Here is a 25,915-nt window from a genome sequence, read left to right as displayed (position 1 = left end):
AAGAATTAAAATTGAAGATTATTACTGGCACTATTAGTCTCTTGAATTAAGATTTTAGATTATGGAGTTAACATCAAGAATTAAAATGACACTCCCGTCTCCCATAATTGTTGCTCCTGCAAATCCCCGGGTTTTTTCCAGCAGCCGGCTTTTAAAATTTTTTATAATCACTTCCTGCTTTCCAAGCAGTGCATCTACAACGATTCCTATTGATTGTCCGGCTTTCTCCACTATAACAACGACTAAGTTTTCTTCTCTCTGGGCAGCAGGCAATTGAAACAACTTACGCAATCTCAAGAGAGGGAGCGCTTTTTCGTTTATCACAATAACCTCTTCACCCCTGATATGCCGGACTTCTTCTTTCCTGACTGAGATATTTTTTACTATGCTGGTGAAAGGAATTGCGTACCTTTCCATGCCGACCTTTACAAGCATAGCCTGATAAAGAGCAATTGTTATGGGCAGCTTCAGTTCGAACATTGAACCAGATCCGGGTTTTGATTCCACTTTTACAGACCCTCCCAGACGTTCAATCCGGTTCTTTACAACATCCATTCCAATTCCCCTGCCTGAAAGATCGGTGACCATGCTGGCAGTACTGAGTCCCGGTGCAAAAATCAGCTGTATTGCTTCTCTTTCCGAAAGCTGTTCAGTTTCCTCTCTTGAAATAAGTCCTTTTTTCAATGCAGCTTTGCGGATTTTTTCTGTGTTTATTCCTCTTCCATCATCTTCTATTTTGATAAGAACATAATTTTGCTGCTTTGAAGCCGTAATCATTATAGTACCGGTTTCCTCTTTCCCGAGTTTCACACGCTTTTCGGGAGTTTCTATTCCATGGTCCACTGCGTTTCTTAACAGGTGCACCAGAGGGTCTCCGATTTCTTCCATAATAGCTCTATCGAGTTTGATTTCTTTTCCCCTGATTACAAAGTTAATTTTTTTATTTTGTGCCCTTGCAAGATCCCTTATCATCCTGGGAAAAATATTGGTTATATGATCCAGAGGAACCATTCTGATCTCTAACACTTCTTCCTGAAGTTCCCTTGTTAGTTTCTTGAATTCGGAAAGTGCAAGCTCAAGATCCTTTGATTTAGATTCCCCTGTAAGCTCTTTTACCCTGCTCCTGTTAATTATGAGTTCACCCACAAGATTCATCAGCTTGTCTAACTGTTCCGTGCTGATCCTTGAACTCTGTATCTTTGAATTCTGTATTTTTAAGCTTTGTACACCCTTTACTTTAAAATCCTGTTCAGAAGCAGTACCCCTTTTTTTTTCATTTAGTTCTTCATTTATACTTTCGAGCTGCTTTTCTTCTTCCTCTTCTTCCCTTCTTCCTTTCTCTTTCCCCTCTTCCTTTTTCTCTTTCTCCTCTTCCTTTTTCTCTTTCTCCTCTTCCTTTTTCTCTTTCCCCTCTTCCTTTTTCTCTTTCCCCTCTTCCTTTTTCTCTTTTCCCTCTTCTGTCTCTTTTTTATCTTCTTTTTTTTCGTTTGTTTCCTTTTCTTCTTCCACTTCTGCTTCTACTTCTTTTTCTACTTCTTTTTCTACTTCTTTTTCTACTTCTTTTTCTACTTCTTTTTCTACTTCTTTTTCTACTTCTTTTTCTACTTCTTTTTCTACTTCTTTTTCTACTTCTTTTTCTACTTCTTTTTTCTCGACTTTTTCCTTTATTTTTTTGTCTGCAGAAAAGGGTTCGGATTCAATTTTTCGAGGGACAACTTCTTCTAAGGGATTATTTATAGTCCTGAGAGTTTTCAGAACTTCCCCGGTATCGGGATGAGACTTATTACTTTCACTTCTATCTTTTTTTTTCTCTTCGGTTTTACTTTCCATGCCCTTGCAAACATTTTCAACAAGTTCCTCCAGAGCATCCAGACATTCGAAGAGAATATCAATTAAAGAAGAATCAAGAATCAGCCGTCCTGTCCGGAACCTGTCAATCAGGCTTTCCATCTCATGTGTTAGTTCAACAATCTGCCTGAATCCCATGGTTGCAGCCATGCCTTTGAAAGTATGGGCTGCACGGAACATTACATTCATCTGCTCGACATTTTCAGGATCCAGTTCAAGCGCCAGCAGGGAATCACTCATTTCTTTAATATATTTTTCAGATTCCGACCTGAAAATGTCTATATATTTTGACATATCCATGATTTTTCCCTGCCTTTTATAGTCCTGAGAGGTATCTGAATTTCCGAAAAATTTTAAAAATTTTTCCTTATCTCTGTACTCTTTTTTTGTTTTTTTCTCTTTTTACTTTGTTTTTTGTTTTATTTCTACTTTTTACTTTTCCGGCTGATTTGCTTTTTCCGGCTAATTTGCTTTTTCCGGCTGATTTGCTTTTTCCGGCTGATTTGCTTTTTCCGGCTAATCTTGCGGTAAATAAAAGATATTTTATCTTTAACTTTATTTTACTATTCTGATAATTTCTTCAGCCATCCTGTCCAGAGGGAGCACGAAGTCTGCCAGGTTTCGTCTTACAATCTCTCCGGGCATTCCGTATACCACACATGAACTCCGGGCTTCTGCGATTACTTTGCCCCCCATTTTTTTAATTTCTTCAGCTCCATCTGCTCCATCACAGTTCATTCCTGTAAGGACAAGGGAAATAGCTCTGGAGCCGTAAACCGGGGCAAGTGATCTGAAAAGGACATTTACTGAAGGTCTGGATCCCAATTCTTTTGGGCTGCAGGATAGATGTACTACTTCTTCTTCATGGCCGTTTACTTTATTTCGTACAATTTCCATATGATAATTACCCGGGGCTATAAGCACAGTTCCCTCTTCTACTATATCCCCTTCCTGTGCCTCTCTTACCCTGAGGGCTGACTTTGCATCAAGCCTTTTAGAAAGAGATGCTGTAAATCCCGGAGGCATGTGCTGTACTACAAGAACTGCAGCTGGAATCTCAGCGGGGAGTGAGCCTATAAGTTTTTCCAGGGCCCTTGGACCTCCTGTGGATGCGCCTATTGCCAGTACATTTCTTACAGAGGTTACTTTTTCCCGGTTCTTTTTCTTCTCCCCTTTCTTCTCCTCTTTCTCCTCCCCTTTCTTCTCCTCTTTCTCCTCCCCTTTCTTCTCCTCTTTCTTCTCCTCTTTCTTCTCCTCTTTCTCTGGATTCCAGGGTTCTAAATCTCGCATGCATTCCAGGTTTTTAAGGTTAGCTTTTGAAGCTGTCCTGACTTTCCTGCAAATTTCCTCTGCCATTTCAGGCATGTTCTGACTGAGAATACCTGAGGGCTTTTCGATCACATCCACTGCTCCATATTCAAAAGCTGTAAGGGTAATCTCTTCAGCTCTTTCCCCCAGAGCTGACACTATAACTACAGGAGTCGGATATTCTTTCATGATACGGGCAAGAGTCTTAAGGCCGTCAAGAACGGGCATTACATTGTCCAGAAGTACTACATCGGGCCTAAGTTTCTTGACTTTTTCAAGACCATCTTTTCCGTTGACTGCCGTTCCGATAACCCTGATCTTCTGGTCTTCACTGAGAATATCGGAGAGAACTTTGCGAATTAAAGCAGAATCATCTACTATGAGTGCGCAGATAGTCATTTCAAGCACTTTTTTGTTGAATCGTTTTATTTAAAAATTGTTTTTATTTAACTCAAGTAAACTCAAGTATTTCGATTCAGTCTTTCTTGGTCCAGAACTCATTTCTGCAATCCAGAAACTAACTGTTTAATCCAGTAATTGAGTACTTACTACAGAAATAAGATATTTAATCTAAAATTCGGATAGTTAATTCAGAATCGAACGTTTTATTTAAAGCTCTTCAGTTAATTTGGTTCAGCAATTTTTTTGATTACATCCAGCATACTATTGGACTCAAAAGGTTTTACTATGAAACCCATGGCACCTATTTTTATCGATTCCGTTATCAGAGCCTGCTGCCCAAGAGAAGAGCACATTACAACTTTTGCATCAGGGTCCATTAAAAGAAGTTTTTTCAATGCCTCTTTCCCATCCATATTTGGCATTATTATGTCCATTAGCACGAGGTCAGGTTTTACCTCTAGGTAGGTCTGAATTGCTTCTTCCCCATCACCGACCTCAGCAACCACCTCGTGTCCGTGCTTTAAAAGAATGTCTTTGATTACCATCCGCATAAATTCGGCATCGTCCACGATCATTACTCTTGCCATCTATTTACCTTCTTTTATTTTTATTAAGTAAGTGATAATATCTTTGTGACAATGTCTTATGTGATGGTATTTGTTCGACTGTATATCTGGAACTGCCCTTTTGGAACTGCTCTGAAGTTACCTTACTTTACCTTACAATTTCATCTTTTAAAAATCAGAGTATATATTATGTTAACGTATGTTGTTAACGTATGTTGTTAGCGTATGTTGTTAACGTATGTTGTTAGCGTATGTTGTTAACGTATGTTGTTAGCGTAAGTTGTTAATGTAAGTTGTTAACGTAAGTTGTTAACGTAAGTTGTTAACGTATGTTGTTAACGTATGTTGTTAACGTAAGTTGTTAACGTAAGTTTTTCATGTTTATGTAAAAAAATACATGAGAGTCCTGCTATATTAAACTTATTTAATTGTCTTTAGTAATTTATGTAGCTTTAAACTCGTCTCAATTGCGGGATGTTTGCATTTTAACACAATATTTTTAAAGGTTTGTTAAGTTTTAAAAATCCTATTTATATTGTCAGGGTCTGCTACTGCACAGAATAATTTTGAACGCTTTTAAGGCACTTGTTTTCATATCCTACGTAGAATCAACTTTTTCTGGAAACACATCCAAATAAAAAATGGATATTTTTATCATCTGTTTATATATTCATATAGTGGTATATATCTTAACAAATAACTTTATATTCTACAGGAATTCATATTATCTTTATTAAGCCGGGTAATTTACTGCTATCTGCTATATCGTTATGTTAAAGATCAACACTGGAGACTGAATGTCTTCTTTTTGTCATTTAAATTCACTCTATTTGGTATTAGAATTTAGTTGTAAATGTTTAAGTACCAGCATGTAAATTCCAACTGATTTGTCTTCAAATCTTACTAATTATGTCAAAAGATGTGAAATTTAAATAAAATTTGTTTGCAATAGAAAATTTATAAGGGTATTTACTAAAATTTTTACTACGATGGGTAATAATAGGATTTTTACTACGATGAGTAATAATAGGATTCGATGAGTAATAATGGGATTCGATGAGTAATAATAAGATTCGATGAGTAATAATAGGATTTTTACTACGATGAGTGATAATAAGATTCGATGAGTAATAATAGGATTTTTACTACGATGAGTGATAATAAGATTTTTACTACGATGAGTAATGATAAAATATTTCATGTAATTAAGCCGTTTATTGTTTCCTATGGTAAAATATTTTTCAAAAATACCCCCTATAAGAATAATATCTCAGTAAAAACAGCACCTTTATAAGAAGAATCTCATTCAGAGAATTCTTCCGGCAAGCACTGGAGCTGATCAAATGCCTGATGATCAAATGCCTGATGATCAAATGCCTGAAATCCTGATCGTTGAGGATAACCTGCTTAATCTTGTTGTTGAAGCTGACCTTTTGAAATCTTACGGATATGAGCCGAAAAAGGCAAAAAATGGCTTTGAAGCGCTGGAAGTTCTCAGTAAGGTCAAAGTTGATCTTGTACTGATGGATATGGAACTTCCAAAGATGCATGGTCTTGAACTGCTTCAACGGATAAAGTGCAACCCTGATACACGAAGCATAAAAGTGGTTGCCATTACAGGACATTGTGATCCTGAAAGTAAACAAGAATTCCTTAAAGCCGGATGTTATGCTGTCCTTTCCAAACCCATAAATTTTGATATTTTTGGATCCCAGGTGAAAGAGTTTCTTACAGTGGCGAGTTCTTCACTGTATTTTTCAGAATAATATCTCCAGAAGGAGTATTCTTGATAAATGCCGAAACTCTGGTTCTCCTATTATTTGGGGTTATTATTCTTTAAGAATCAGAAAATTTATGAATTCTTAATAATCTATATTGAGTACTAGTTGGGAAATCTGGATAAAGACCTTTGCAGGTGTTTATATGTTTATATATTTCTGTCCTTTTCAACAGGCACTGACAATGGGTTGTAGTTCGGCTGCAGAATAGAAAGGGCACAAAGGTGAAGAATCTGGAAGCACGGGTGAAAAAGATGTACAAAAGCACAAAGATAGGGCATGTGGTGATAGGATTTGCCTTTCTCCTTATTTTGATCTTTTTTGTGGGTTATGTAAGTTATCAAGGAATGAACGAAGTTGAGGAGAAGAGTCGTGCTATCCAGAATATGACTTTTATCATGAATAACATGCAGGACGCTATGCAAGCGGAAGAAAGGTACATTATTCACGGTGAGCCCTCTGATAAAGAAGAAGTTTATTATTATCTTAGCTTTGTGCCCACACAGGCAGCGATATCCAAAGAAATATACATAGGCTATCTTGATCCTGTGAACCGCGATCGGATGGATTTCGTTCTTGCAGCTTCAAGTGAGTTTGAGGACGCTTTTAACCGATATGTTGAAGCAGATGACGAACAGGCAGATGTAAGAGCTAATCTGACTGTATATAGTGAAATTCTAATAACAAACGCAGATGAGCTTTCTAGAAACCAGATGATCCAGTACAGGGAGGAGTTTGAAGCTGGCTATTCAAATGAAACTCTCGAGAAAAAATTTTCCAATGCCGAGAGCGCTCAGAAGATCATTGTATTGACAATGAAAGCCAGAAATGAATATCGGAATTATGATATGAACCCTGATCAGGAATATGTAGATAATTTCGATACTTTCATGGAAGATATCATTGAACTTTCTACGGATTTAAACGGGCGAATGCAAAGGCCGGAAAATATTGCCGCAGGAAAGGAAATACTTACAAGTGCAAAAAATATCCAGGCCGGTTTCGAGCAGTTTAAGGTTCTGGAAGAAAGAAAAGCGAGTGCAGAGATAAATATGATGGATATAGCTGCACAGGTTGGAGAAGTAACTACAGATGCCCGTGTTGACCAGAAAACAAAATTGTATACACTGATCTCGAACTCCATAAATAAGATCTTTCTGGTAACTTTTATTTCAATGCTTATTGGTGCTTTACTTGTTTTTGTGATTTTGAACATCTATAAAAGGCCTATCTACGAACTGCTTGAAGCTGCTGATAAGATCTCTGAAGGAGACCTTGATGTTAATATTAAAGGTTCTTCGAGAAGTGAGATCTTCCAGCTTTCAGAGGCTTTTAAAGCAATGGTTGAGCACCTGCGCAGTTTGATTAAAGAAATTCAGGGAGGTTCACTTCACCTTGCCACACTTTCGGAAGAATTGTCTGCATCTTCTGAAGAAGTGGCATCTGCATCAAGGAGAATTTCAGAAACCGCAGCTGAAATCTCTAACGGGGCAGAGGTGCAGAGCACAAAAATTGTTGATATAACTCATGCAATGCAGGATATGACCCACAATATTCAGGAAATTGCGGATAACACCCAGAAAGTTTCTAAAAGTACAAACCTGGTGAATGATACTGTTCATAGTATCGGAAATGTTTCCAGAGATGTCCTGTTTAAGATGAATCTTATCAGTTCTTCTGTTGATGAAACTGAAGTTGTTATCAAGGAACTTGACTCCAAGTCTCAGCAGATCAATGAGATCATAACTCTGATAACCAGAATTGCAGACCAGACCAATATGCTTGCACTGAATGCCGCAATTGAAGCTGCACGGGCAGGTGAACACGGTAAAGGATTCTCTGTTGTAGCCGATGAAGTCCGCAAACTTGCCGAAGAATCCGGAAGCGCAGCCAAAAATATTTCCAGGCTGATTGATGAGATCAGGGATAGTATCAGCGATACCGTAGAAAGCATAGAAGCAAGTAAAAAGAACGTAAAGAACGGTTCAGTATCGGTTAGTGAAGAGGTTGAGATGGTTACAGGAATCGTCCCCACAATCAATGAAATCACAAATATGATAGAGGACGTTGCAGCTGCTACAGAAGAACAGTCTGCATCTATTGAAGAAATTACCTCTACTCTGGAAGATATATCCTCTATATCGGAGCAGTCCGCTGCAGGAACCCAGGAAACTGCGGCAGCTCTTGAAGAACAGAGTGCTTCAATGTCTGAGCTTGCAAGCATGGCGAATGATCTCTCTTTGCTTGGGGAAAAGATGAAAAAAGTCACTGAAAAATTCAGACTTGGCAATTCAAAAGGAGAGCCCGAAAATATTTCTGACTAAATATGGTTGGTTGATACTGTTGGTTAAATGCGGTCGGTTAAATATGATTGGCTAAATATGATTGACTAAATATGATTGACTAAATATGATTGACTAAATATGATTGACTAAATATGATTGACTAAATATGATTGACTAAATATGATTGACTAAATATGATTGACTAAATATGATTGACTAAATATGATTGACTAAATATGATTGGTTAAATATAGCGGGTTAAAATCCTTAAATTGGCCTGAGGGATTGAAATGTTTGAGGAAACAGTAATAAAGGAAGATTCTACACTTCCAAAAGAATCGCTTCAGTTAGTGGTTTTTGAACTGTCAGGAGAAGAATTCGGGGTTGATATCATGCAGGTCTCCGAAATCATCCCAGTTTCAAAAATCACCCGTGTTCCTCAGGCTCCTGAATGTGTAAAGGGATTAATTAACCTGCGCGGAAAAATTATTGTAGTAATAGATCTCAACAGGCGCCTTGGTTTCAGCTCCAAAGAAAGGGACAGCCTGTCTAGAATTATTATAGTGGAAGTTCGAGATACAATGATAGGCATGCTTGTAAACTCCGTAAGTGGGGTGTTGAAACTGCCTATTTCTTCTGTTGAACCGACTCCAGATATGATTAAATCGAAAATTAATGCAGAATATCTGACCGGAGTCGGGAAAAAAGGGAACAGACTTCTTATCCTCCTGAACCTTGCAAGGGTACTTGGAGAAGAGGAAATTGACGAACTTAGCCAGCTTTCTTCTTCCTCCTCTTCTTCCTCCTCTTCTTCCTCCTCTTCTTCCTCCTCTTCTTCTGATCAGCTTCCTGAGGAGAATATTTATATGTTATAAGTAGGATGTGACTGATGAAAACTCTCTATTGTCGATAATTTATTGTTATAATTTATTGTTTATAACTTCAAAAGATTTTAGATTTAGATGTTATGCACCCTGTCCTTATTTTCCTTTTCGCCCTTATATCCATACTGCTTCTTACAGCAAAATTCAGGCTTCATCCTTTCCTTAGCCTTGTCCTTGTATCTTTTTTTATAGGTGTGCTTGCAGGAGAACCCATGGGGGCAGTCGAAGCGGTAACTGAGGGACTTGGAAATGTTTTTTCCCGTTTTGCTATCATTATCACCAGTGGTAGTATCATCGGACTTCTACTCCAGAAGACCGGTGGAATGTCTTTAATAGCTTCTGACATTATGCGTTTTTCCAGAAATCCTCTGCTTGCCCTGAACTTCCTTGGTTTTCTTTTTTCCGTGCCAATGATGTGCTATATCCTTGCTTATGTCATCTTTATTCCGATAGCAAAAGAGTTGGCTACCAAGCTTAATTACCCCCCCATTTCCACTGCAACTGCACTTGCACTCGGGGCGGTTGCCTCATTTAATCTGGTATATCCATCCCCTGTTATTATTTCGGCAGCAGAAGAACTTTCAGCAAATACGGATACACTCATTCTTTTGGGATTTTTTATCGCTATTCCTACTTCTACTGCGGGTTATCTTTACGCCAGAAGATTGGGGAAAACTGAAAACTCCAGAGTTTCTGAAAACGAGAATCAGGTTCAAGCTCACCCAGGATCTACAGAGATTACAGAAGATCCACAAAAGAAGGAGGCAGGAATAGTACAGGAAAAAGGTATCGAAGTTCAAGGAAAAGATGGAGTGCAGAGAAAAGACACTGGAAAGCCAGGCAGGTTTGAAACTTATGCACCAATCTTTCTTCCTTTGCTTCTTATCCTTTTCCAGGCTGGCTTTGAGAATCCCAACCCTCTGTTTGCTTTTCTGGGAAACCCAAATGTTGCACTCCTTATAGGAGTTCTTCTCGCCATTTTTTCCAGCAGAGCACTGGAGTTTGAAATGGTCAGGACCCTGGTCGAAAAAGCAGTAAGGAGAAGTGGTGTTGTCCTGCTCGACCTATGTGGGGGAGGAGCTCTTGGTGCAACTCTTGCCATGACAGGGGCAGGAGAAGCTCTTGGCAGGTTTTTCCTGCAGATTAACCTTCCTCATATCCTTGTTCCTTTTCTTGTTGCAGTAGCCCTTCAAACCGTGCAGGGGTCAAGGGTGGTAACAATGCTTGTTGCACCATCTCTTTTGCTTCCTATGGTTCCGGAACTTGGACTTCCTGCGGAGATTCTGATCCTTGCAATGGCTTCAGGCACCTTCATGATTTCGCATGTTAACGATCCATTCTTCTGGATTTTTGGAGAACTGGCAGAACTTGACCCCTCCGAGGTTTTCAGGGCAAATACTCTTGGGGGCGCTCTGATGGGCGTGATAAGCTTCCTGCTGGTTTCCGGGGTATATATTTTCTTCTACTGAATTTTTCATGCTGCTAGTTTCACTAGTGTCATCTTTTTATACTGGAACTTAATTCCTCGGATTTCAATGCTTTTTATTTTTGTCGGAGGACCATTCCGGTTTTCTCCAAGTTTGATACACTACAAATATAACGTTATAATTTGGTATACGACAAACAATATATACCAGTTTTTTATATTTATCTATATGAGTGAGCAGAATTATTCTGAGTTTACGGGCCTTGAACTCTCTCCGAGAAAGGCAGATTATCTCAAGTTTATTCTTGAAAAAAGAAGCACTGTAAAAACCACTGAAATTTCTTCCAACCTGCAGGTTGACCCTTCAACAACAAGCAAAACCTTAAATGAACTTGCAGCAGCTGGCTATCTAAACCATATTCCATACAGGGGGGTAGACCTGACAGAAATGGGGGCAGCATATGCAGAATTTCTTGTTCGGAGGCACAGGATTTTGAGTCTTCTCTTTACTCATTACGGTCTATCGGCGGAGGAAGCATGTGCTGAAGTTTCCCGATTTGAAGCTTTTGTTTCCAGGGATGCGGTAAACAAAATCTGCAACTCGATGGGCCATCCGATGATCGGCGTATGTGGAGCAATCAGCCACGAGAAATGCATTCATGAGGGGCATTATCATTGATTGCCAGTATGAATGAAGGGTTGAATAAAACCTTTGATCCGGTTTTGAGTCAAAGTTGGGTCAACTCCAAAAAATCTTGTATATAATTCAAATCTTTGGGCATATGCCAAATTTGTCTTAATATCAACCTTATTTCAGTCCCCTCCAGTATTGAAGCTAATTGAAGCAATGAAGTAAAAATGAAAGTGAAAAAACAGGAGTTTAATTATGAAATTAAAAATCATACCTATATTAGTACTTTTGATTGTTGGTCTGAGCATTTTTATCAGCGGTTGTACAGATTCTGGCGATTCCAGGGATAATGGGAGTACAGAACAGAAAACTGAAATATCAGGAATGGGCGAGCCCATAACAGTTGCCGTAAGTATTCTTCCCCTAGCTGAATTTGCAGAAAAGGTCGGAGGAGATAATGTAAAAACTGTTGTTATAGTCCCATCTGGGGCAGATCCTCATACCTATGAACCTTCTCCAAAGGAAGTCCAGGAAATAAGTAAAGCAAAGATGCTAGTAACAGTTGGGGTTGGTATGCCTTTTGAGGAAGTTTGGATTGACAATTTCGAGTCCATGGATAGTGGCACTCTTATTGTAAATTGTTCTAAAGGAATTGAACTAAGGAAACTTGCTGAGCACGATCACGAAGGAGAAGCAGAACATAACGAATCACTTGAAGCTGGGGATGAAAACAAAATTGACGAAGACCATGAAAAACTGGACCCCCATATCTGGACATCACCTGAAAACGCAAAGATGATGGTTGAAGATATTTATGAAGGGCTTGTAGAACTCGATCCTGAAAATGAAGCTTACTATACCCAGAATAGAGATGCTTACCTTGAAGAGCTGGACGCTCTGGATTCGAGGATTCAGGAAAAGCTGGAAGGACGTGAAGAAAGAAATTTCATGGTTTATCATCCATCCTGGGGATATTTTGCCGCGGAGTACGGGCTTACTATGATTCCTGTTGAGGTTGAAGGAAAAGAGCCAAGTGCGAGGGATCTCGCGAAGCTTGTGGATCTTGCAAAGGAAAAGAAAGTCAAAGTTATCTTTGTCCAGACTCAGTTCAACCCGCGAAGTGCAGACGTCGTAGCTCAAGAAATTGGCGGGGAAGTTGTGGCTGTTGACCCTCTTGCAAAAGATTACATTGCAAACATGGACAACGTATCCGATATCTTTTCCAGAAACCTTGTGTAAAATTAGCATTCAGGTTCTATATCTAAATATAAAAAGAACCTAATTCGGGGTAAGATAAAAACGATAGTCTGAAGGAAGAGCAATGGAGAATGTTATAGAGCTAGAGGACGTCTGGGTTCGCTACGGAAACCAGACAATCCTTGAGGCAGTAAATCTGGAATTAAAAGAGCCCAACGGGCTGCTTGGGATTATTGGACCTAATGGTGGAGGAAAGACTACATTTCTCAAAGTGCTCCTCGGGCTCTTGAAGCCGTATAAAGGCAGCGTGAAACTTTTTGGGAAGCTTCCGGAAAAAAGCAGAGACCTTGTAGGGTATGTCCCTCAGTATAAAGGTTTTGACTTTGATTTTCCTATCAGTGTCTGGGAAGTCGTCCTGACAGGCAGGATGAGCCATACGGGTTTTCTGAAAAAGTACAGTGAAGAAGACAAAAAGGCCGCTGAAGAGGCTCTGAGGACAGTGGAGATGTTCGACCTTAAGGACCGGCAGATAGGCCAGCTCTCTGGCGGGCAGCGGCAGAGGGTTTTTATTGCCAGGGCTCTTGCAACTAACCCCAAACTCCTGCTTCTGGACGAACCCAATTCCGGGCTTGATCCTCACATGCAGGACGAACTCTACAGGCTTCTGAACAGGCTCAAGCATGAAATGGCAATCATTATGGTCACACATGACCTCAGTGCAGTTTCTGTCTACGTGGACAGGATAGCCTGCCTGAACCGCACGCTCCACTACCATAACTCTAAGGAAATCCCGGTTGAGGACCTGGAAGCCACCTACCAGTGTCCTGTCGAACTGATTGCTCATGGAGTGCCTCATAGAGTGCTGGAAAAGCACAAAGAGAGTTCCTGAAGTCAAGGGTTAGGTTTGAAAAACAGTGTCTCTCAAGGAGAAAAAAAATGTTTGAGCTTCTGCAATATACTTTTATCCAGAACGCCCTTATAGCCGCAATCCTTGCAAGCGTTGCCTGTGGAGTCATAGGTGCCTTTGTTGTTGTTAAAAAGATCGTTTTCATCAGCGGGGGGATTGCCCATGCTTCTTTCGGAGGTGTCGGGCTTGGCTATTATTTAGGAATCAACCCCATGCTCGGAGTTCTTCCTTTCAGCCTGCTATCCGCTCTTGTCATGGGTACCGTAAGCAAGAAATCTAAAATCCCGGAAGACAGTGCAATAGGCATTCTCTGGTCTCTTGGAATGGCCCTGGGAGTTATTTTTGTCTATCTTACTCCCGGATATGCCCCGGATCTGATGACTTACCTCTTTGGAAATATCCTTACAGTTCCCCGATTTGACCTGTACCTGATGCTTGGTCTTGATATAGTAATAGTGGGTGCAGTCTATCTGTTCTATAAGGAATTTCTCTCTTTATGCTTTGACGAAGAGTTCACAACTGTACAGGGCGTTCCTACCGAAAAGCTCTACCTTTTCTTGCTCTGTATTATTGCCCTTACAATTGTTGTCCTTATAAAAGTCGTGGGAATTATTCTTGTGATCGCCCTCCTGACAATTCCTGCCACCCTGAGCCGCAAATTCACCAATAACCTGAAGCGAATGATGCTTATCTCCACTGCCTTCGGGACCGTTATCAGTGTTACCGGAATAGGCCTTTCCTATGCTCTGGATGTTCCATCGGGAGCCACTATTATTCTTGTACTGAGTCTGGTATATGGATTTGTAGCTTTTGGGATGGATATTCTTGAGAGCAGACGCGTTTTGAAGGGTTGAAACTATGCAGTTTAGTTTTTAAAGCTTTTTTGAACCTGTCGGCACCTCTATCATGAGTGCATTTAGTGAACGGTTAAACCTGTTCACTAAAAGTTCAAAAATCAATTAAAGTGCAGAAATTAATTTTTTCCGGGATCAATTAAAACCTACAGAACTCAGATAATCTACAGAACTCAGATAATCTACAGAACTCAGATAATCTACAGAACTCAGATAATCTACAGAACTCAGATAATCTACAGAACTCAGATAATCTACAGAACTCAGATAATCTACAGAACTCAGATAATCTACAGAACTCAGATAATCTACAGAACTCAGATAATCTACAGAACTCAGATAATCTACAGAACTCAGATAATCTACAGAACTCAGGTATAAGGTTCAGATCTGAAAGTTCAGGAATGATAAAACTATAACTTCTAATTTTCAGTTTGGGAATCGATCTATAATTCCAGGTCCTCCAACAATCATTCTTGGCAACAAAACCTATTGATATTATATTTGAATTATTCCTCAGGTATATATTCTAGCACTCTTCAATATATAATGTACTTAAGTAGGTTTTTTGGCAGAACTAAATTTTACCTTCTACAAAATTATATTTGAATAGTTTTATTAAGACATAATTTTATATATAGTAAAATGCAAGAAACCTAATTGTAAATCAAGTTTTTTTTTATACTAGACCAGGATTTTAAGGTCAGCATTCCTGGGATAATTTAGTATTGAAAAGGAATCCAAAAACGAAATCCAAAAGAGAAATCCAAAAATGGAATTCAAAAACGGAATTCAAAAACGGAGTCCACAGCACCGTGTGAGATGCCACAAAGCCGTTTCTAGTGGGGAAGCGATGCATTTGCGACAGGTTAAGAGCCTGCATAGAGAGATCTCACCTCGATGTACAACTATACACTTGTGCCGCCACCATATCAAGCTAGCAGGTGTATCCGAAAGCCACCTAAAAGAAATAAAAGACTGGTTCTGTTACTATAAAGTGGAAACAGCCAGATCCACTTCTTTATATAAAAAAACTTATATATAAAACGTCATACCAGGGTGATAAAATGGACCGCGAGACAACCCAGGATCAAAATATTGAAGAAAACGAAACCTTTGAAGGTGAAAACCTCAATCTTCCGGATATCCCTCTTCCGGAAACAGATAATGTGCTATATTCAATTCTAAACTCCTTAAATCAGAACATCGCAGACTTTTATACGTTTGTGAAATTCAACAGCTACCTCTCTGAGGGTCACCTCAACGTTGAGTTGCTTAAAAGAAGCATGGGTATCCATAGGGACTTTACAGCCCTTTTCCTGCACACCAGAGAAGAACTGTTATTTACCTATCCGGAATTCATAGAAAAGACAGAAAAGCTGCTGTTTAAAGGTGAAGTTGGTACCGACTGCATAAAATATACACACAAGGTATGCAGATCAATAAGTGATTATAAAATTGCCCTCCACAGAGAAGGTTATTTGCCAGACCTCAGAAGACAGCTGCCCTTAGTTGACATTTAATCCTCAGGCAGCCCTACTTTTTTTCTATTCTTTTTCTATTGTATTTCACTTTTTCAACATTTCTTTTTTTTCCAATGTCTAAAATTTTGTCAAATCTAAGTTTTACAAACCTGAGTTTTGTGAAATACCACTGTACTGCGATTCCGAGGTAGGTTCACAAAAGTTGACTTTTGAATCTATTTACCAATCACCCCACTTTCCGCAGTAAATTTTTGCATATTTACAATTTTTCCTGCTATCGATTTTCAATTATCGATTTTCAATAAAACATGGATTTATTGGACTTTTATGCAGGAGGTAAAGCAGCTATATGGTGTATCATAGAGACAAAAAAATGATATCATTCAATTTTCACCAAGTTCCATTAAAAGTCCAAATTAATTTGATTTGTTTCAAAAACGCTATCAAAGAAAATATTGATTTTTGAAAAAATACTGCGGAATGTGGGATCACTAATATTTTCTACCTTTATGACAATTTTTAATGATTGTGATTTTGAAATAATGCTCTATAATTGTGTGTAGCTGTTAGGTTTACATATAGTTCAAACATAATTTCTCATACTAATCTTTAAAGAAAAAATTGTTCAGTGCTTATGTGTGTTGTGGGAGTTGATCCAACTGTTAACCAACTTTAATCACAACATATGGTTATCTATGGTTCTAAAACGGCATCATGAGGTATATTCTAATTTCTTATGTCGACTTGGAGAATGCAGGATTTTGGTCTCCAACTTACTGGAGAATTACAGTACCGCTGGAAATTTATATTCAATTTTCAGTACAACCGTAGTCTTATATTTAGTGAAAGATATTTGGAGTTCAAGGCATCTGTAAAAAAAACGATATCTTGAAAAACGGTGTCTTGAAAAACGATACATAAAAAACGGTATCTTGAAAAACGATACATAAAAAACGATATCTTGAAAAACGGTGTCTTGAAAAACGATACATAAAAAACGGTATCTTGAAAAACGATACATAAAAAACGGTATCTTGAAAAACGATATCTTGAAAAACGATATCTTGAAAAACGATATCTTGAAAAACGATATCTTGAAAAACGATATCTTGAAAAACGATATCTTGAAAAACGGTACTTGAAAAACGGTATCTTGAAAAACGGTATCTTGAAAAACGATATCTTGAAAAACGGTATCTTGAAAAACGATATCTTGAAAAACGGTACTTGAAAAACGGTATCTTGAAAAACGGTATCTTGAAAAACGGTATCTTTTAAAAAAGGCACAAAAACGGAATCCTTGAAAAACGGGGATTAAAAAACGGCATTACAAAACAGATGCCTACCATCAATTCGATACGTAGATTTTTTTAGTTTTGTTCATTCAATGATTTTCGCATCTCTTTGTTTTTAACGTTTAACGTTTTCTAAAATAACTTTCGTATTAAAAATATGGGTTTTGATGAGTCTGTATCCAGTTCTTAAATTCATCATGAAGCCTTCTAAAACTAACCCCCGGGAAAAAATACTTTTATCTCTTTTTCTGGTTTGCTACTCTTTGAAATAAACCAAAAAAGATCATATTTTTCTTGAATATCTCTTTGGATTGAAAATAAAAATTGGCTCTTCGTTGTTTTATATGGACATTCTTATAATATAGGGCCCTCTTAAACTTACTATTTAACTGGAACCTATTTTTTCCATTTTTTTTTCCGCTAATTAAACCAGATAATAGTTTTCCCCAAAGAAATAAATCTTATTTTTTATCTAAAATCTAATTAGAGCCTTAAAAAACCGTAAATTTCATTGAAAAGGATGTAAAATCCTCATCTTGCGATATATTATGAAAGCTCCTCTTATTCCACTAAACGAAGATTTCAGATGGAAGTTGTTATCCGAAATATTAAACGTTTTTGATATGAGATCTTGCAGGCAAATTCTCACAAGGATGGGCATTCATTTTTAAGGGGGGTCGAAATGTAAAGTTAAAAATAGTGGAAACTGTCAAAGTTAGGTTATGTTGCCTACAAAAATAGCGTACATCTCGTACCAGTAAGGGCAGAAAACCCACTTAAATCCTGCTTCTTCGAGTCTCTTCCTGAACTTCTCTGGAGTATCGATTTTCTCCCGCACATCTTCAAACGTTCCCAGCATTTCTTCTGCTTCTTGAACGGTGAGTTCTTGCTCAACCATGTACCGTTTCCAGTGAGCTCTGTAAATCTCCTCTTCCCACTCACTCTCGGGCCTGAAGATGTCTCCTTCAATAAACCTCCCATCCGGCTTGAGAGCCTCATAAATCCGCCTGAAAATCCTGGTTTTTGCATCTGGGGGAAGGGAGAAAAGGCATTGTGTGGAAACCACGGCATCAAACTTTCCTTTTATCTCCGGATTTTCTTTCCACCCAGATTTTTTTTGCCATCCGGGCTTTTCCTTCCATTTTTCACACTCTTCCAGAATATCCCCCTCAATGAACGTGACGTTCTTCTGCAGCTCTGGTTTCTCCTTTGCCACAGCCAGCATTTCCGAGTTCCTGTCGATGCAGGTGATTCTGGCATCGGGTCTTTTTTTCCTTATCAGGCTTGTAAGAAAACCGGTTCCGCTCCCAAGTTCGAGGATCTCGATTTCCCGGTTCTTCTTTTCCTTCTTTCTTTCTGTTTCTTCAGGAATTGACTCGGGAATCAATTTGGAGATTGATTCAGGAATTGATTCAGGGATTGATTCTGAGATTGATTCAGGGATAAATTCGATTACTGTGGCGAAGAAGGTCTGCCAGTTTGGGAGGCATTGTTTTTGGAGAGTGTCGTAACGGGAAGGAAGGTTGTTGAAAACTGAACCGGAAGAGGTCATGGAATCATCTCCAGAGAAGATGTTTATTGATCTTCAAAAGATGTTTATTGATCTTCAAAAGATGCTTATTGATCTTCAAAAGATGTTTATTGATCTTCATAAGATGTTTATTGAATACTCGGAAAACATGAGTTAAATAATAGCGGATTGTATGTTAAATTGCAGGCAAATCTTAATAAATGTTCTTATATCTGATTAAAACAACTTCCTTTTTATTTTTTTTATATTTATACCAAAAAATTCTTCTTAATGGCAAGGAAACAAAATGCAACCAGATACCTCAAAATCTCCGGATTTGTCAGAAGATCCGTTAGAATTACTCCAGCAAGCTTTTGATCTTTACACCCATAGGGATTTCGAAAAAGCCCTTGACTTCCTTGTCTGGGCCGAGCACTTTGCCCTAACAGCCAGAAAACCCGAGATTCTTATCCCTATTTACAGCATGGCAGGGAGTGTCTTTTCAGACCTGGAAGACTTCGAAAGATCCCTGAGATATTTTGAAAAGTCTCTCCAGGTCATAAAGCTGTTTGAAGCCAACGATGATGCAGAAGGAGGCAATGCAGATCCTGTTCTTACCGAATGGTCGGCATCAAATGAGGACAAGATCGGAAAGCTCTTTTTCCGGTTCGGACAAACGGGAGAAGCAGAAACAAGGTTTAACCAGGCACTTGGGCTTTATGAAAAGCTGCTTGTGGCTGATCCCGAAAATACACAGTATCTTTCTTCTCTGGCAAAGGTCAAAGATAGCATGGGTAATTTGCTTTCCAGCAGGGGGCAGAAAGATGAAGCTTGTGTAGTTTATACGGAGGCGGCTGATATCCGCAGAGGTTTACGTAAAGGTGATCTGAAGAATAAATAAGCTGAAAATCAATGGATTTCGAATTTGGCTCAAATACTTATGATGCAACCTCTGGATAGGAGTCTTTTGATATCAATTTCTGGATTATCTGGCTGGAAGAAGTTGGAAAGATCTATCAGCAAATAGTAATTTCTTTTTCGGAGCACAGGTAAAAAAACAATCTCAGACCAAAAACCGATACTTGAAAATCAAAAATCGAGCAAAAAACCCAAACCTGAAAAAAATAACTCAAAAACAAAAGAAAAAGTAGAACTTCAGATTTTACTGAAGCCCGTAGTGTTTTATGTTCCAGTCTGCAGCGGCCTGGATCTTTGCGATTTCTTCTTCGCCGCCTTCCATGGTGAAGAGATGTTTGAACCGCTTCTGGGCCCTGAGGTATTCCTCGACGGGTCTGGGGTTCTTGACTTTTCTCACCTGGGTAAGTTCACCGTTTTCCATTTCATACATGGGCCAGAGGCAGGTCTCAACTGCGAGTTTTGCAAGTTCGATAGTCTTGGAGCCGTCGAAACCCCAGCCGGTGGGACAGGGGGCGAGGGTGTGGATGTAGGTAGGACCCACAGTTTCGGTAGCTTTTTTGACTTTCCTGATCATGTCCCGCGGGAAACCGATTGAGGTTGTGGCCACGTACGGAGAACCGTGGGCTACCATGATAGCGGGCATGTCTTTCTTCGGGCGTGGGTTTCCGAAGGAGACTTTGCCTACGGGGCTTGTCGTTGTGGAAGCGTCGAAGGGGGTTCCGGAGCTTCTCTGGATCCCAGTGTTCATGTAGGCCTCGTTATCAACGCAGACGTAGGTGATGTCGTGGCCCCGTTCAAAGGCACCTGAGAGAGACCGAATCCCGATGTCCATTGTCGAGCCGTCGCCGCCGACTCCGACGACCCTTGTGTTTCCTTTCTTGCCGAGGGCTTTTAATGCAGCCTCGATACCTGATGCCACTGCGCCTCCGTTTTCGAAGAGGGAGTGTATCCACGGGACCTGCCAGGCAGATTCCGGGAAGGGGGTGGTCATAACTTCCAGGCAACCTGTTGGGTTAACGATGATGCAGTCCGGGCCTGCGCCCATAAGCATGAACTTTGCGGCAAGGGCGTCACAGCAGCCTGCACATCCCCTGTGTCCCGGGGAAAGGTAGGTTTTAGGTGCGGGTTTACTCATAGCAATTCCTCCCTGACATCAGCAAACTGGCTTTCAACCGTAATTCCGTCTTTTGTGACTTTCTTGGCTTCTTCTATGATCTTGCTGACCAGCTCAATGCGTACATCTCGGCCTCCGTGGTTTAAGGTGTAGCCGATAATTGGAATATCGCACCTGCTGTTGTACATGCAGCCCTTGGTCTCGGTAAAGAGGGCACCTTCGTTGGTTCCGAGGGAGATGTTCTTGTCGAGCACGACAACAACATTGGCTTTTGCCAGGGCCTTTCTGATCTGCATCTTCGGGAAGGGCCTGAAGGACCTGACTTTCAGGATACCGATCTTCTCGCCCTTTGCCCTGTACTCGTCAACTACATCCTTAAGGGTACCTACAAGGGAGCCCATGGCCATGATAACTACCTCGGCATCTTCGAGCTGGTAGCCGTCGATAAGGCCTCCGTGGTCCCTTCCAAAGATCTCTGCGAATTCTTTGGAAACGGCCTCTATCTTCGGAAGAGCTGCCTGCATTGCCTTTTCCTGCAGGTACCTGAATTCGGTGTAAGTCGAGGGGTCAGCAAAGGCTCCGAAAGTAAGAGGATTTTTGGGGTCAAGCACGTATTCCGGCTCATATTTGGGCAGGAACTCATCAGTAAGGTCCTGCTCAAGCAGCACAACGGGTTCGTAGACATGGGAGAGGATAAATCCATCCATACAGGCCATGCCAGGCAGGAGCACATCTTTGTCCTCTGCGATCTTGAAGATCTGGGGGATCATGTCTGCGGCTTCTTGGATATCCTCGGCATAAAGCTGGAGCCAGCCTGTGTCTCTCTGGGCAATTGAGTCTTGGTGGTCGTTCCAGATATTGATCGGGGCGCTGACTGCCCTGTTTGCCACGGTCATGATGATGGGCATTCTCATTCCTGCGGCGTTGAAGAGAACCTCGTGCATGAGCAAAAGCCCCTGGGAGGTGGTTGCGGAGTATGTCCTTGCCCCGACAGCGGCAGCTCCCACAAGGGCAGAAATTGCCGAGAATTCGGATTCCACGTTGATATATTCACAGTTCGGGATTTCCCCGTCTGCAATAAACTGAGATAAGTCCTCAACAATATGGGTCTGAGGGGTGATAGGATAAGCGGAAATAACATTTGGACGGGAAACCTTTGCTGCCTGGGCAACTGCGTATGAACCTTCCACGACGACCATTTTGGCCTTGTCAGCTGAATTGAGCGGCATTATTTTTCCTCCAGGATCATTTCAATTGCATTTGCAGGGCATTCATTTGCGCAGATGCCGCATCCCTTGCAGTAGTCGTAGTTGTATTCGAAAAAGCCATCTCCTCTGGGACGGATTGACATGTCAGGGCACATAATCTCGCAGATTCCGCATTTGGTGCATTTTTCGTAAATATATACGGGACGGAAGTTTCTCCAGCCTCCGGTTTTGTTTACCAGGGTAGAACCCGGCTCACAAGCTCCTCCTGTTGTGATTTTCACGCTTCTTTCCCCCTGATAAGCTCATAGGCTTTCTGAATTGCTTGAGAGTTCTTTTCGGCTACTTTGCCGGAAAAACGGTCCCTTACGGCTTTTTTAATGGATTCTACATTGATCTCTCCGGTCGCACCTGCAAAAGCTCCCAGAAGGACAGTGTTCACAATCGGAAGACCTATGATGTCCATTGCCACCTTTGTAGCATCTACGGTCATGACCCTTGCTTTTGTATCAAGTTTGAGTTCTTCGGGTTTTTCTTTTGTGTTGATGAGGATGATACCGTCGTCTTTAATCCCGCTTGCAACGTTGACAGTTTCGATCAGAGTGGCATCCTGGACGATCACGTAATCTGGTGTGTATATCTGGCTTCGGAGTCTAATGGGACTGTCACTGAGTCTGGTGAATGCCTGCACAGGGGCACCTCTACGTTCTACCCCAAAAGCGGGGAAGGCCTGGCTGAACTTCCCATCTTCAAAAGCTGCAACGGAAAGCATTTCAGCCGCAGTAACAGAACCCTGGCCTCCTCGACCGTGTATTCTGATTTCCTTCATCTGGATTCTCCTTTTTAAATGTGATTTTTATTAGTGCGTTTTTGGATGTTTTTGGACGTTTTTGGGCGTTTTTGAATGTTTTTGGACGTTTTTGGATGTTTCTTTGCAGTCTGTATGGCATACTTATATAATTTAGTTGTCTGGCACACTGCTGTTAATCGAATTAACCTGATGTTATTCAATCTATTAATGTTTGTCAGATCAAATTCAGCATCTGTTGCTCATTGCGGCTTTGCACATAACGCTTTCTACAGACACTGGGCGAAACGCACAGGCAGATGCGCAAGGACCCAAAAGTTTGGACGGCTGATTGTTAACCTGAAAGTATTATAATAACTGGATCATAACTTATCTTAAACGTAATATTTTTTCAATTTTATATTCACGCCGTGTTGTGTCCATAGTTCATGGATAATAGTGTAGATTATTATTAGTTTTTCGGTGAAAATCAAGAAGTTATTTATATATATTTCTAACCTATAATTATTTTTCAGACATTTTATAATTTCCTTTATCAGGTTAACCTGCCTTCTTGATCTGTTTTCTCTCACTTTAGCTGTAAACAATCCTTGCCTTCAAAAGATAGTATATTTTAATATTTTTCCTGGCGGGAACTTCTCATCAGCTCAATTATGGCTTTTCCATCTTTTAAACTGTTAATTTTTTCTCTTATATGCCGCGAGCCGTGAAGTCCTTTTGTAAACCAGTGGGCATGCATCCGGAGATTCATGGAAGAAAGAAGATTATATTTTTCAAGGAGGAGGATGTAAGCTTCAAACTCTTCAAGCTGCTTTGCAGGCCGGTTCACCTCCATTCTTTCCCCGGTTTCAAGGTAGTGCCTGATCCTTCTGAAAATGAAAGGGTTTCCCATTGCAGCGCGCCCTATCATAAGCCCGTCACAGCCTGTAACCTCCAGGGTATTTTCTGCCGACTCTTCATCTTTGATGTCCCCGTTTGCAATAACAGGAATAGAAAGCTCATTTTTGACAGCCTTTATTCCTTTAAGGTCCGAGCTGCCTGAGTACATCTGTGCTGCTGTCCTTCCATGCACAGTCAGAGTTGATGCTCCTGCTTTTTCTATCAGACGGGCAATTTCAAGAGTTTTTTCCTCCTTTTCAAGGAGGCGGATCTTTGCGCTGACCGGAGTCTTCAGGGCATCGGTAAGCTCTGAGATTATTGTATAGATAAGTCCCGGAGAATTGAGGAGAGCTGAGCCGCAGCCAGCCCCCGTGATGCGTCTTACGGGGCAGCCCATATTAACGTCTATAACTTCAGGCCTATACTCTTCTTCAACAAGAAGTGCAGCCTCTCTCAGTTTATCAGGGCAGCTTCCCACAAGCTGAACCCCGAAGAGCCTGTCTTCAGGAGAACTCAGTCCTTTAATAAAAGATTTCCTGCTTTCATTGAGCAGGGCATCTGCATTTATCATCTCTGTGTACGTCAGGTCAGCTCCATACTGCCTGCAAAGCAGCCTGAAAGCCAGATTTGTTACATCTGCCATAGGTGCAAGAAGAAGGTTTCCAGGAAGCTCTGTCCTGCCAATTTTCAGTTTTTTAAGGCTCATGTTTCTTATACTTATTAGCTGTTTTTATAATTTTTTTAGGTTCGTTTTCAGTTTTAGATTCACTTTATAGTTATTGTCTACTCTGATTTGTTGAAGCTCAAAAAGGTTTCGCAAAAATGTATGGAAAAAGTTTGAACAACTGCCGAATGTACAAGTCCGGGTGACTGAAAGAAAAGAAGTGAAAAGCAAGATGCTTGAACCAGGGAAGGAAAGTCTGGTTCAGAATTTTCATGAAGAGTACGGAAGTGTTGATTGGAATTAAGTGTTTATTGGAATTAAGAGTACGGAAGTGTTTATTGGAATTAAGTGTTTATTGGAATTAAGTGTTTATTGGAATTAAGTGTTTATTGGAATTAAGTGTTTATTGGAATTAAGTGCTGATTGGAATTAAGTGCTGATTGGAATTAAATGTACAGGTCAAGAGGGTATGTAACTGGAAGGGGATATAATCAGTGTTTATATCCTTTGATGGAGGTATGTTCATCGGTTAATAACTTGAAGGATTATCCGCTGGTGGTTATACAACTCAAAAGGCTCATGAAAAGAACAGCCTGATATGTCCGAGATAAGGAATCCTGTACTTTGCGACCCCTATTATCCATTCATCCTTTACAGGCACATAATAACTGATCTGTCCTTCCTGATCAAAGTGCTTGTTGGTCACAGGATTATCTCCTTTGGTAATGTATCCTGAGTAAGGGGCAGCAGGACCATTTTCCCACATAGGCTCGCCGGTTTCTACCCTGTACATCGCTCTATGTATTATGGGAGTTATGCCTTCCTGCCCATAGGGTCGATAGAGGATGACGTCTCCGTAGTCACTAAAGGTCATATAGTCTGAATTTTTCCCTTCTTCATTGGTAACAAGATCAACTCGATCGATGTTTTTGATGAAGATAATATCTCCTATCTGCATATGCGGTTCCATACTTCCGGACTCCACTGCGACCATAGGTGTCCAGAGCCCGAACGCCAGTTTGGAAAGAATCATAAAGGTTATCAGTACAGCTGCAACCGACAGCAAATCCTTCCCAAGGGAGACTAGGAAGCTTTCTTCTTCCTGGGTACTTTTTTGTGTATTAGTGTTGCTCATAGTAAGTCTTTATTTCCTTTATCTTATTCTTTTGGTGCTGTATCATATTTCATTCGGTCTGTAGTGTCTGTGCCAGCATTTCATCAGCTATGTAATTTATATTTTTGTATAAATCTCATTTTCACGCTTTAATTGTACCAGAATCCTTTGTTTTATTATACGACTCTTCTCAGTATACTTGCCTATACGATTTGTTTTTATCCTATATTAATTTACTATTTATCGTCAGACCATGATATTTTTTACAGGCCATTCTGTGTAAAATAGACTGAAATTCTATAAAATTTGAATGATTATTTAGAAATCTGATTATACCGATAAGTGGGAAAAATGATAAGTTTCAGGAAATATTTTTATAATTAAGAAAGTCCTATATAAACAGTCACTGGAGAATCTCAAATCATTAATTTAACTGAAAACCCTTACTAATGTATGATGTTATTTTGCTGGCATCGAAGCAATTTTGTATGTGTTTAGTTTTTATATTTTAAGTGGGTCTTTGCCTTAAATCTATTTGACCTCAAGTTGATTGATATCATATCAAATGAGGTTCAACAGACCCTGGCGGTCATAAAGTCAGGTCGAGATAGTCAGGCCGAGATAGTCAGGTTGAGATAGTCAGGTCGAGATAGTCAGGCCGAGATAGTCAGGTTGAGATAGTCAGGTTGAGATAGTCAGGTTGAGATAGTCAGGTTGAGATAGTCAGGTTGAGATAGTCAGGTTGAGATAGTCAGGTTGAGATAGTCAGGTTGAGATAGTCAGGTCGAGATAGTCAGGTCGAGATAGTCAGGTTGAGATAGTCAGGTTGAGATAGTCA

At 40.2% G+C, this 25,915-nt stretch carries 20 protein-coding genes and 1 pseudogene; 11 read left to right on the top strand and 10 right to left on the bottom strand.

The features are described from left to right. Window positions 1-54 precede the first annotated feature (54 nt). The 3 genes from MSWHS_RS18170 to MSWHS_RS18160 all read right to left on the bottom strand — a co-directional run bounded on the left by MSWHS_RS18170 (window position 55) and on the right by MSWHS_RS18160 (window position 4,145). The gene (locus tag MSWHS_RS18170; RefSeq protein WP_048159509.1) at window positions 55-2,148 is read right to left on the bottom strand and encodes a chemotaxis protein CheA; all 2,094 of its coding nucleotides are present in this window, start codon (window positions 2,146-2,148) and stop codon (window positions 55-57) included. 255 nt (window positions 2,149-2,403) lie between these two features. Continuing rightward, complete coding sequence (locus MSWHS_RS18165; RefSeq protein WP_048159689.1) at window positions 2,404-3,555, bottom strand: chemotaxis response regulator protein-glutamate methylesterase; 1,152 nt, start codon at window positions 3,553-3,555, stop codon at window positions 2,404-2,406. A gap of 224 nt (window positions 3,556-3,779) precedes the next feature. Beyond that, window positions 3,780-4,145, bottom strand: coding sequence for a response regulator (locus tag MSWHS_RS18160; protein WP_048130109.1), 366 nt, complete (start codon window positions 4,143-4,145; stop codon window positions 3,780-3,782). Window positions 4,146-5,467: 1,322 nt separating this feature from the next. On the opposite strand from MSWHS_RS18160, the gene MSWHS_RS18155 reads away from it, so the two are divergent. The 10 genes and pseudogenes from MSWHS_RS18155 to MSWHS_RS20775 all read left to right on the top strand — a co-directional run. Beyond that, window positions 5,468-5,890, top strand: coding sequence for a response regulator (locus tag MSWHS_RS18155; protein ID WP_231585519.1), 423 nt, complete (start codon window positions 5,468-5,470; stop codon window positions 5,888-5,890). Between the two features lie 236 nt (window positions 5,891-6,126). After that, the gene (locus tag MSWHS_RS18150; protein WP_231585518.1) at window positions 6,127-8,226 is read left to right on the top strand and encodes a methyl-accepting chemotaxis protein; all 2,100 of its coding nucleotides are present in this window, start codon (window positions 6,127-6,129) and stop codon (window positions 8,224-8,226) included. A 251-nt stretch (window positions 8,227-8,477) separates the two neighbouring features. Then, the gene (locus tag MSWHS_RS18145; protein WP_048159508.1) at window positions 8,478-9,062 is read left to right on the top strand and encodes a chemotaxis protein CheW; all 585 of its coding nucleotides are present in this window, start codon (window positions 8,478-8,480) and stop codon (window positions 9,060-9,062) included. A gap of 92 nt (window positions 9,063-9,154) precedes the next feature. Further along, a complete protein-coding gene (locus tag MSWHS_RS18140; protein WP_048130107.1) occupies window positions 9,155-10,540 on the top strand; it encodes a GntP family permease in 1,386 nt (461 codons plus the stop codon). Window positions 10,541-10,726: 186 nt separating this feature from the next. Continuing rightward, window positions 10,727-11,176 (top strand): metal-dependent transcriptional regulator, encoded by a 450-nt coding sequence (locus MSWHS_RS18135; protein ID WP_048130750.1) that lies wholly within the window; start codon window positions 10,727-10,729, stop codon window positions 11,174-11,176. 207 nt (window positions 11,177-11,383) lie between these two features. Beyond that, complete coding sequence (locus MSWHS_RS18130) at window positions 11,384-12,367, top strand: metal ABC transporter solute-binding protein, Zn/Mn family (protein ID WP_048130106.1); 984 nt, start codon at window positions 11,384-11,386, stop codon at window positions 12,365-12,367. 82 nt (window positions 12,368-12,449) lie between these two features. Beyond that, window positions 12,450-13,214: a metal ABC transporter ATP-binding protein gene (locus tag MSWHS_RS18125; RefSeq protein ID WP_048130105.1), complete on the top strand. Its 765-nt coding sequence runs from the start codon at window positions 12,450-12,452 to the stop codon at window positions 13,212-13,214. Between the two features lie 47 nt (window positions 13,215-13,261). Next, a complete protein-coding gene (locus MSWHS_RS18120; protein ID WP_048130104.1) occupies window positions 13,262-14,086 on the top strand; it encodes a metal ABC transporter permease in 825 nt (274 codons plus the stop codon). A gap of 1,067 nt (window positions 14,087-15,153) precedes the next feature. After that, window positions 15,154-15,609: a hypothetical protein gene (locus MSWHS_RS18115; RefSeq protein WP_048130103.1), complete on the top strand. Its 456-nt coding sequence runs from the start codon at window positions 15,154-15,156 to the stop codon at window positions 15,607-15,609. A gap of 1,804 nt (window positions 15,610-17,413) precedes the next feature. Continuing rightward, window positions 17,414-17,527 (top strand): annotated as a pseudogene (locus tag MSWHS_RS20775) (IS5/IS1182 family transposase); the annotation flags it as partial. A gap of 53 nt (window positions 17,528-17,580) precedes the next feature. Here MSWHS_RS20775 and MSWHS_RS18110 read toward each other — a convergent pair. Further along, window positions 17,581-18,417 carry a class I SAM-dependent methyltransferase gene (locus MSWHS_RS18110; protein ID WP_048159507.1) on the bottom strand — a complete coding sequence of 279 codons (837 nt, stop codon included), beginning with the start codon at window positions 18,415-18,417 and terminating at the stop codon, window positions 17,581-17,583. 265 nt (window positions 18,418-18,682) lie between these two features. Here MSWHS_RS18110 and MSWHS_RS18105 point away from each other — a divergent pair, with 265 nt between their 5' ends. Next, window positions 18,683-19,276 carry a tetratricopeptide repeat protein gene (locus MSWHS_RS18105; protein WP_048130099.1) on the top strand — a complete coding sequence of 198 codons (594 nt, stop codon included), beginning with the start codon at window positions 18,683-18,685 and terminating at the stop codon, window positions 19,274-19,276. A 261-nt stretch (window positions 19,277-19,537) separates the two neighbouring features. Here the strand turns inward: MSWHS_RS18105 and porB are convergent, their stop codons facing one another. The 6 genes from porB to MSWHS_RS18075 all read right to left on the bottom strand — a co-directional run bounded on the left by porB (window position 19,538) and on the right by MSWHS_RS18075 (window position 25,098). After that, the gene (gene porB, locus MSWHS_RS18100; RefSeq protein WP_048130098.1) at window positions 19,538-20,428 is read right to left on the bottom strand and encodes a pyruvate synthase subunit PorB; all 891 of its coding nucleotides are present in this window, start codon (window positions 20,426-20,428) and stop codon (window positions 19,538-19,540) included. Beyond that, window positions 20,425-21,636, bottom strand: coding sequence for a pyruvate synthase subunit PorA (porA, locus tag MSWHS_RS18095; protein ID WP_048130097.1), 1,212 nt, complete (start codon window positions 21,634-21,636; stop codon window positions 20,425-20,427). The genes porB and porA overlap by 4 nt, the downstream gene beginning before the upstream one ends. Beyond that, a complete protein-coding gene (porD, locus tag MSWHS_RS18090) occupies window positions 21,636-21,896 on the bottom strand; it encodes a pyruvate synthase subunit PorD (RefSeq protein WP_048130096.1) in 261 nt (86 codons plus the stop codon). Before porD ends, porA begins: the two co-directional genes overlap by 1 nt. Then, entirely contained in the window at window positions 21,893-22,441 is a 549-nt protein-coding gene (locus MSWHS_RS18085) for a pyruvate ferredoxin oxidoreductase subunit gamma (RefSeq protein WP_048130095.1), read from the bottom strand. The genes porD and MSWHS_RS18085 overlap by 4 nt, the downstream gene beginning before the upstream one ends. A 592-nt stretch (window positions 22,442-23,033) precedes the next feature. Then, window positions 23,034-24,005, bottom strand: coding sequence for a tRNA dihydrouridine synthase DusB (dusB, locus tag MSWHS_RS18080; RefSeq protein ID WP_048130094.1), 972 nt, complete (start codon window positions 24,003-24,005; stop codon window positions 23,034-23,036). 535 nt (window positions 24,006-24,540) lie between these two features. After that, complete coding sequence (locus tag MSWHS_RS18075; protein ID WP_048130093.1) at window positions 24,541-25,098, bottom strand: S26 family signal peptidase; 558 nt, start codon at window positions 25,096-25,098, stop codon at window positions 24,541-24,543. Window positions 25,099-25,915 lie beyond the last annotated feature (817 nt).

It is taken from the genome of Methanosarcina sp. WWM596 (genome assembly GCF_000969965.1).
Lineage (GTDB): Archaea > Halobacteriota > Methanosarcinia > Methanosarcinales > Methanosarcinaceae > Methanosarcina.
Note: the sequence above shows the minus strand (reverse complement) of the source record. Positions and strands in the feature narration are given on the sequence as shown.

What these genes read in the sequence shown, in the direction of transcription:
- MSWHS_RS18130 (WP_048130106.1), top strand. Translation starts at nt 11,384, where the DNA reads ATGAAATTAAAAATCATACCTATATTAGTACTTTTGATTGTTGGTCTG.
- MSWHS_RS18165 (WP_048159689.1), bottom strand. Translation starts at nt 3,555, where the DNA reads ATGACTATCTGCGCACTCATAGTAGATGATTCTGCTTTAATTCGCAAA.
- MSWHS_RS18085 (WP_048130095.1), bottom strand. Translation starts at nt 22,441, where the DNA reads ATGAAGGAAATCAGAATACACGGTCGAGGAGGCCAGGGTTCTGTTACT.
- MSWHS_RS18160 (WP_048130109.1), bottom strand. Translation starts at nt 4,145, where the DNA reads ATGGCAAGAGTAATGATCGTGGACGATGCCGAATTTATGCGGATGGTA.
- MSWHS_RS18170 (WP_048159509.1), bottom strand. Translation starts at nt 2,148, where the DNA reads ATGGATATGTCAAAATATATAGACATTTTCAGGTCGGAATCTGAAAAA.
- MSWHS_RS18075 (WP_048130093.1), bottom strand. Translation starts at nt 25,098, where the DNA reads ATGAGCAACACTAATACACAAAAAAGTACCCAGGAAGAAGAAAGCTTC.
- MSWHS_RS18115 (WP_048130103.1), top strand. Translation starts at nt 15,154, where the DNA reads ATGGACCGCGAGACAACCCAGGATCAAAATATTGAAGAAAACGAAACC.
- porB (WP_048130098.1), bottom strand. Translation starts at nt 20,428, where the DNA reads ATGAGTAAACCCGCACCTAAAACCTACCTTTCCCCGGGACACAGGGGA.
- MSWHS_RS18155 (WP_231585519.1), top strand. Translation starts at nt 5,468, where the DNA reads ATGCCTGATGATCAAATGCCTGATGATCAAATGCCTGAAATCCTGATC.
- MSWHS_RS18105 (WP_048130099.1), top strand. Translation starts at nt 18,683, where the DNA reads ATGCAACCAGATACCTCAAAATCTCCGGATTTGTCAGAAGATCCGTTA.
- MSWHS_RS18145 (WP_048159508.1), top strand. Translation starts at nt 8,478, where the DNA reads ATGTTTGAGGAAACAGTAATAAAGGAAGATTCTACACTTCCAAAAGAA.
- MSWHS_RS18140 (WP_048130107.1), top strand. Translation starts at nt 9,155, where the DNA reads ATGCACCCTGTCCTTATTTTCCTTTTCGCCCTTATATCCATACTGCTT.
- MSWHS_RS18110 (WP_048159507.1), bottom strand. Translation starts at nt 18,417, where the DNA reads ATGACCTCTTCCGGTTCAGTTTTCAACAACCTTCCTTCCCGTTACGAC.
- dusB (WP_048130094.1), bottom strand. Translation starts at nt 24,005, where the DNA reads ATGAGCCTTAAAAAACTGAAAATTGGCAGGACAGAGCTTCCTGGAAAC.
- MSWHS_RS18135 (WP_048130750.1), top strand. Translation starts at nt 10,727, where the DNA reads ATGAGTGAGCAGAATTATTCTGAGTTTACGGGCCTTGAACTCTCTCCG.
- MSWHS_RS18120 (WP_048130104.1), top strand. Translation starts at nt 13,262, where the DNA reads ATGTTTGAGCTTCTGCAATATACTTTTATCCAGAACGCCCTTATAGCC.
- porA (WP_048130097.1), bottom strand. Translation starts at nt 21,636, where the DNA reads ATGCCGCTCAATTCAGCTGACAAGGCCAAAATGGTCGTCGTGGAAGGT.
- MSWHS_RS18125 (WP_048130105.1), top strand. Translation starts at nt 12,450, where the DNA reads ATGGAGAATGTTATAGAGCTAGAGGACGTCTGGGTTCGCTACGGAAAC.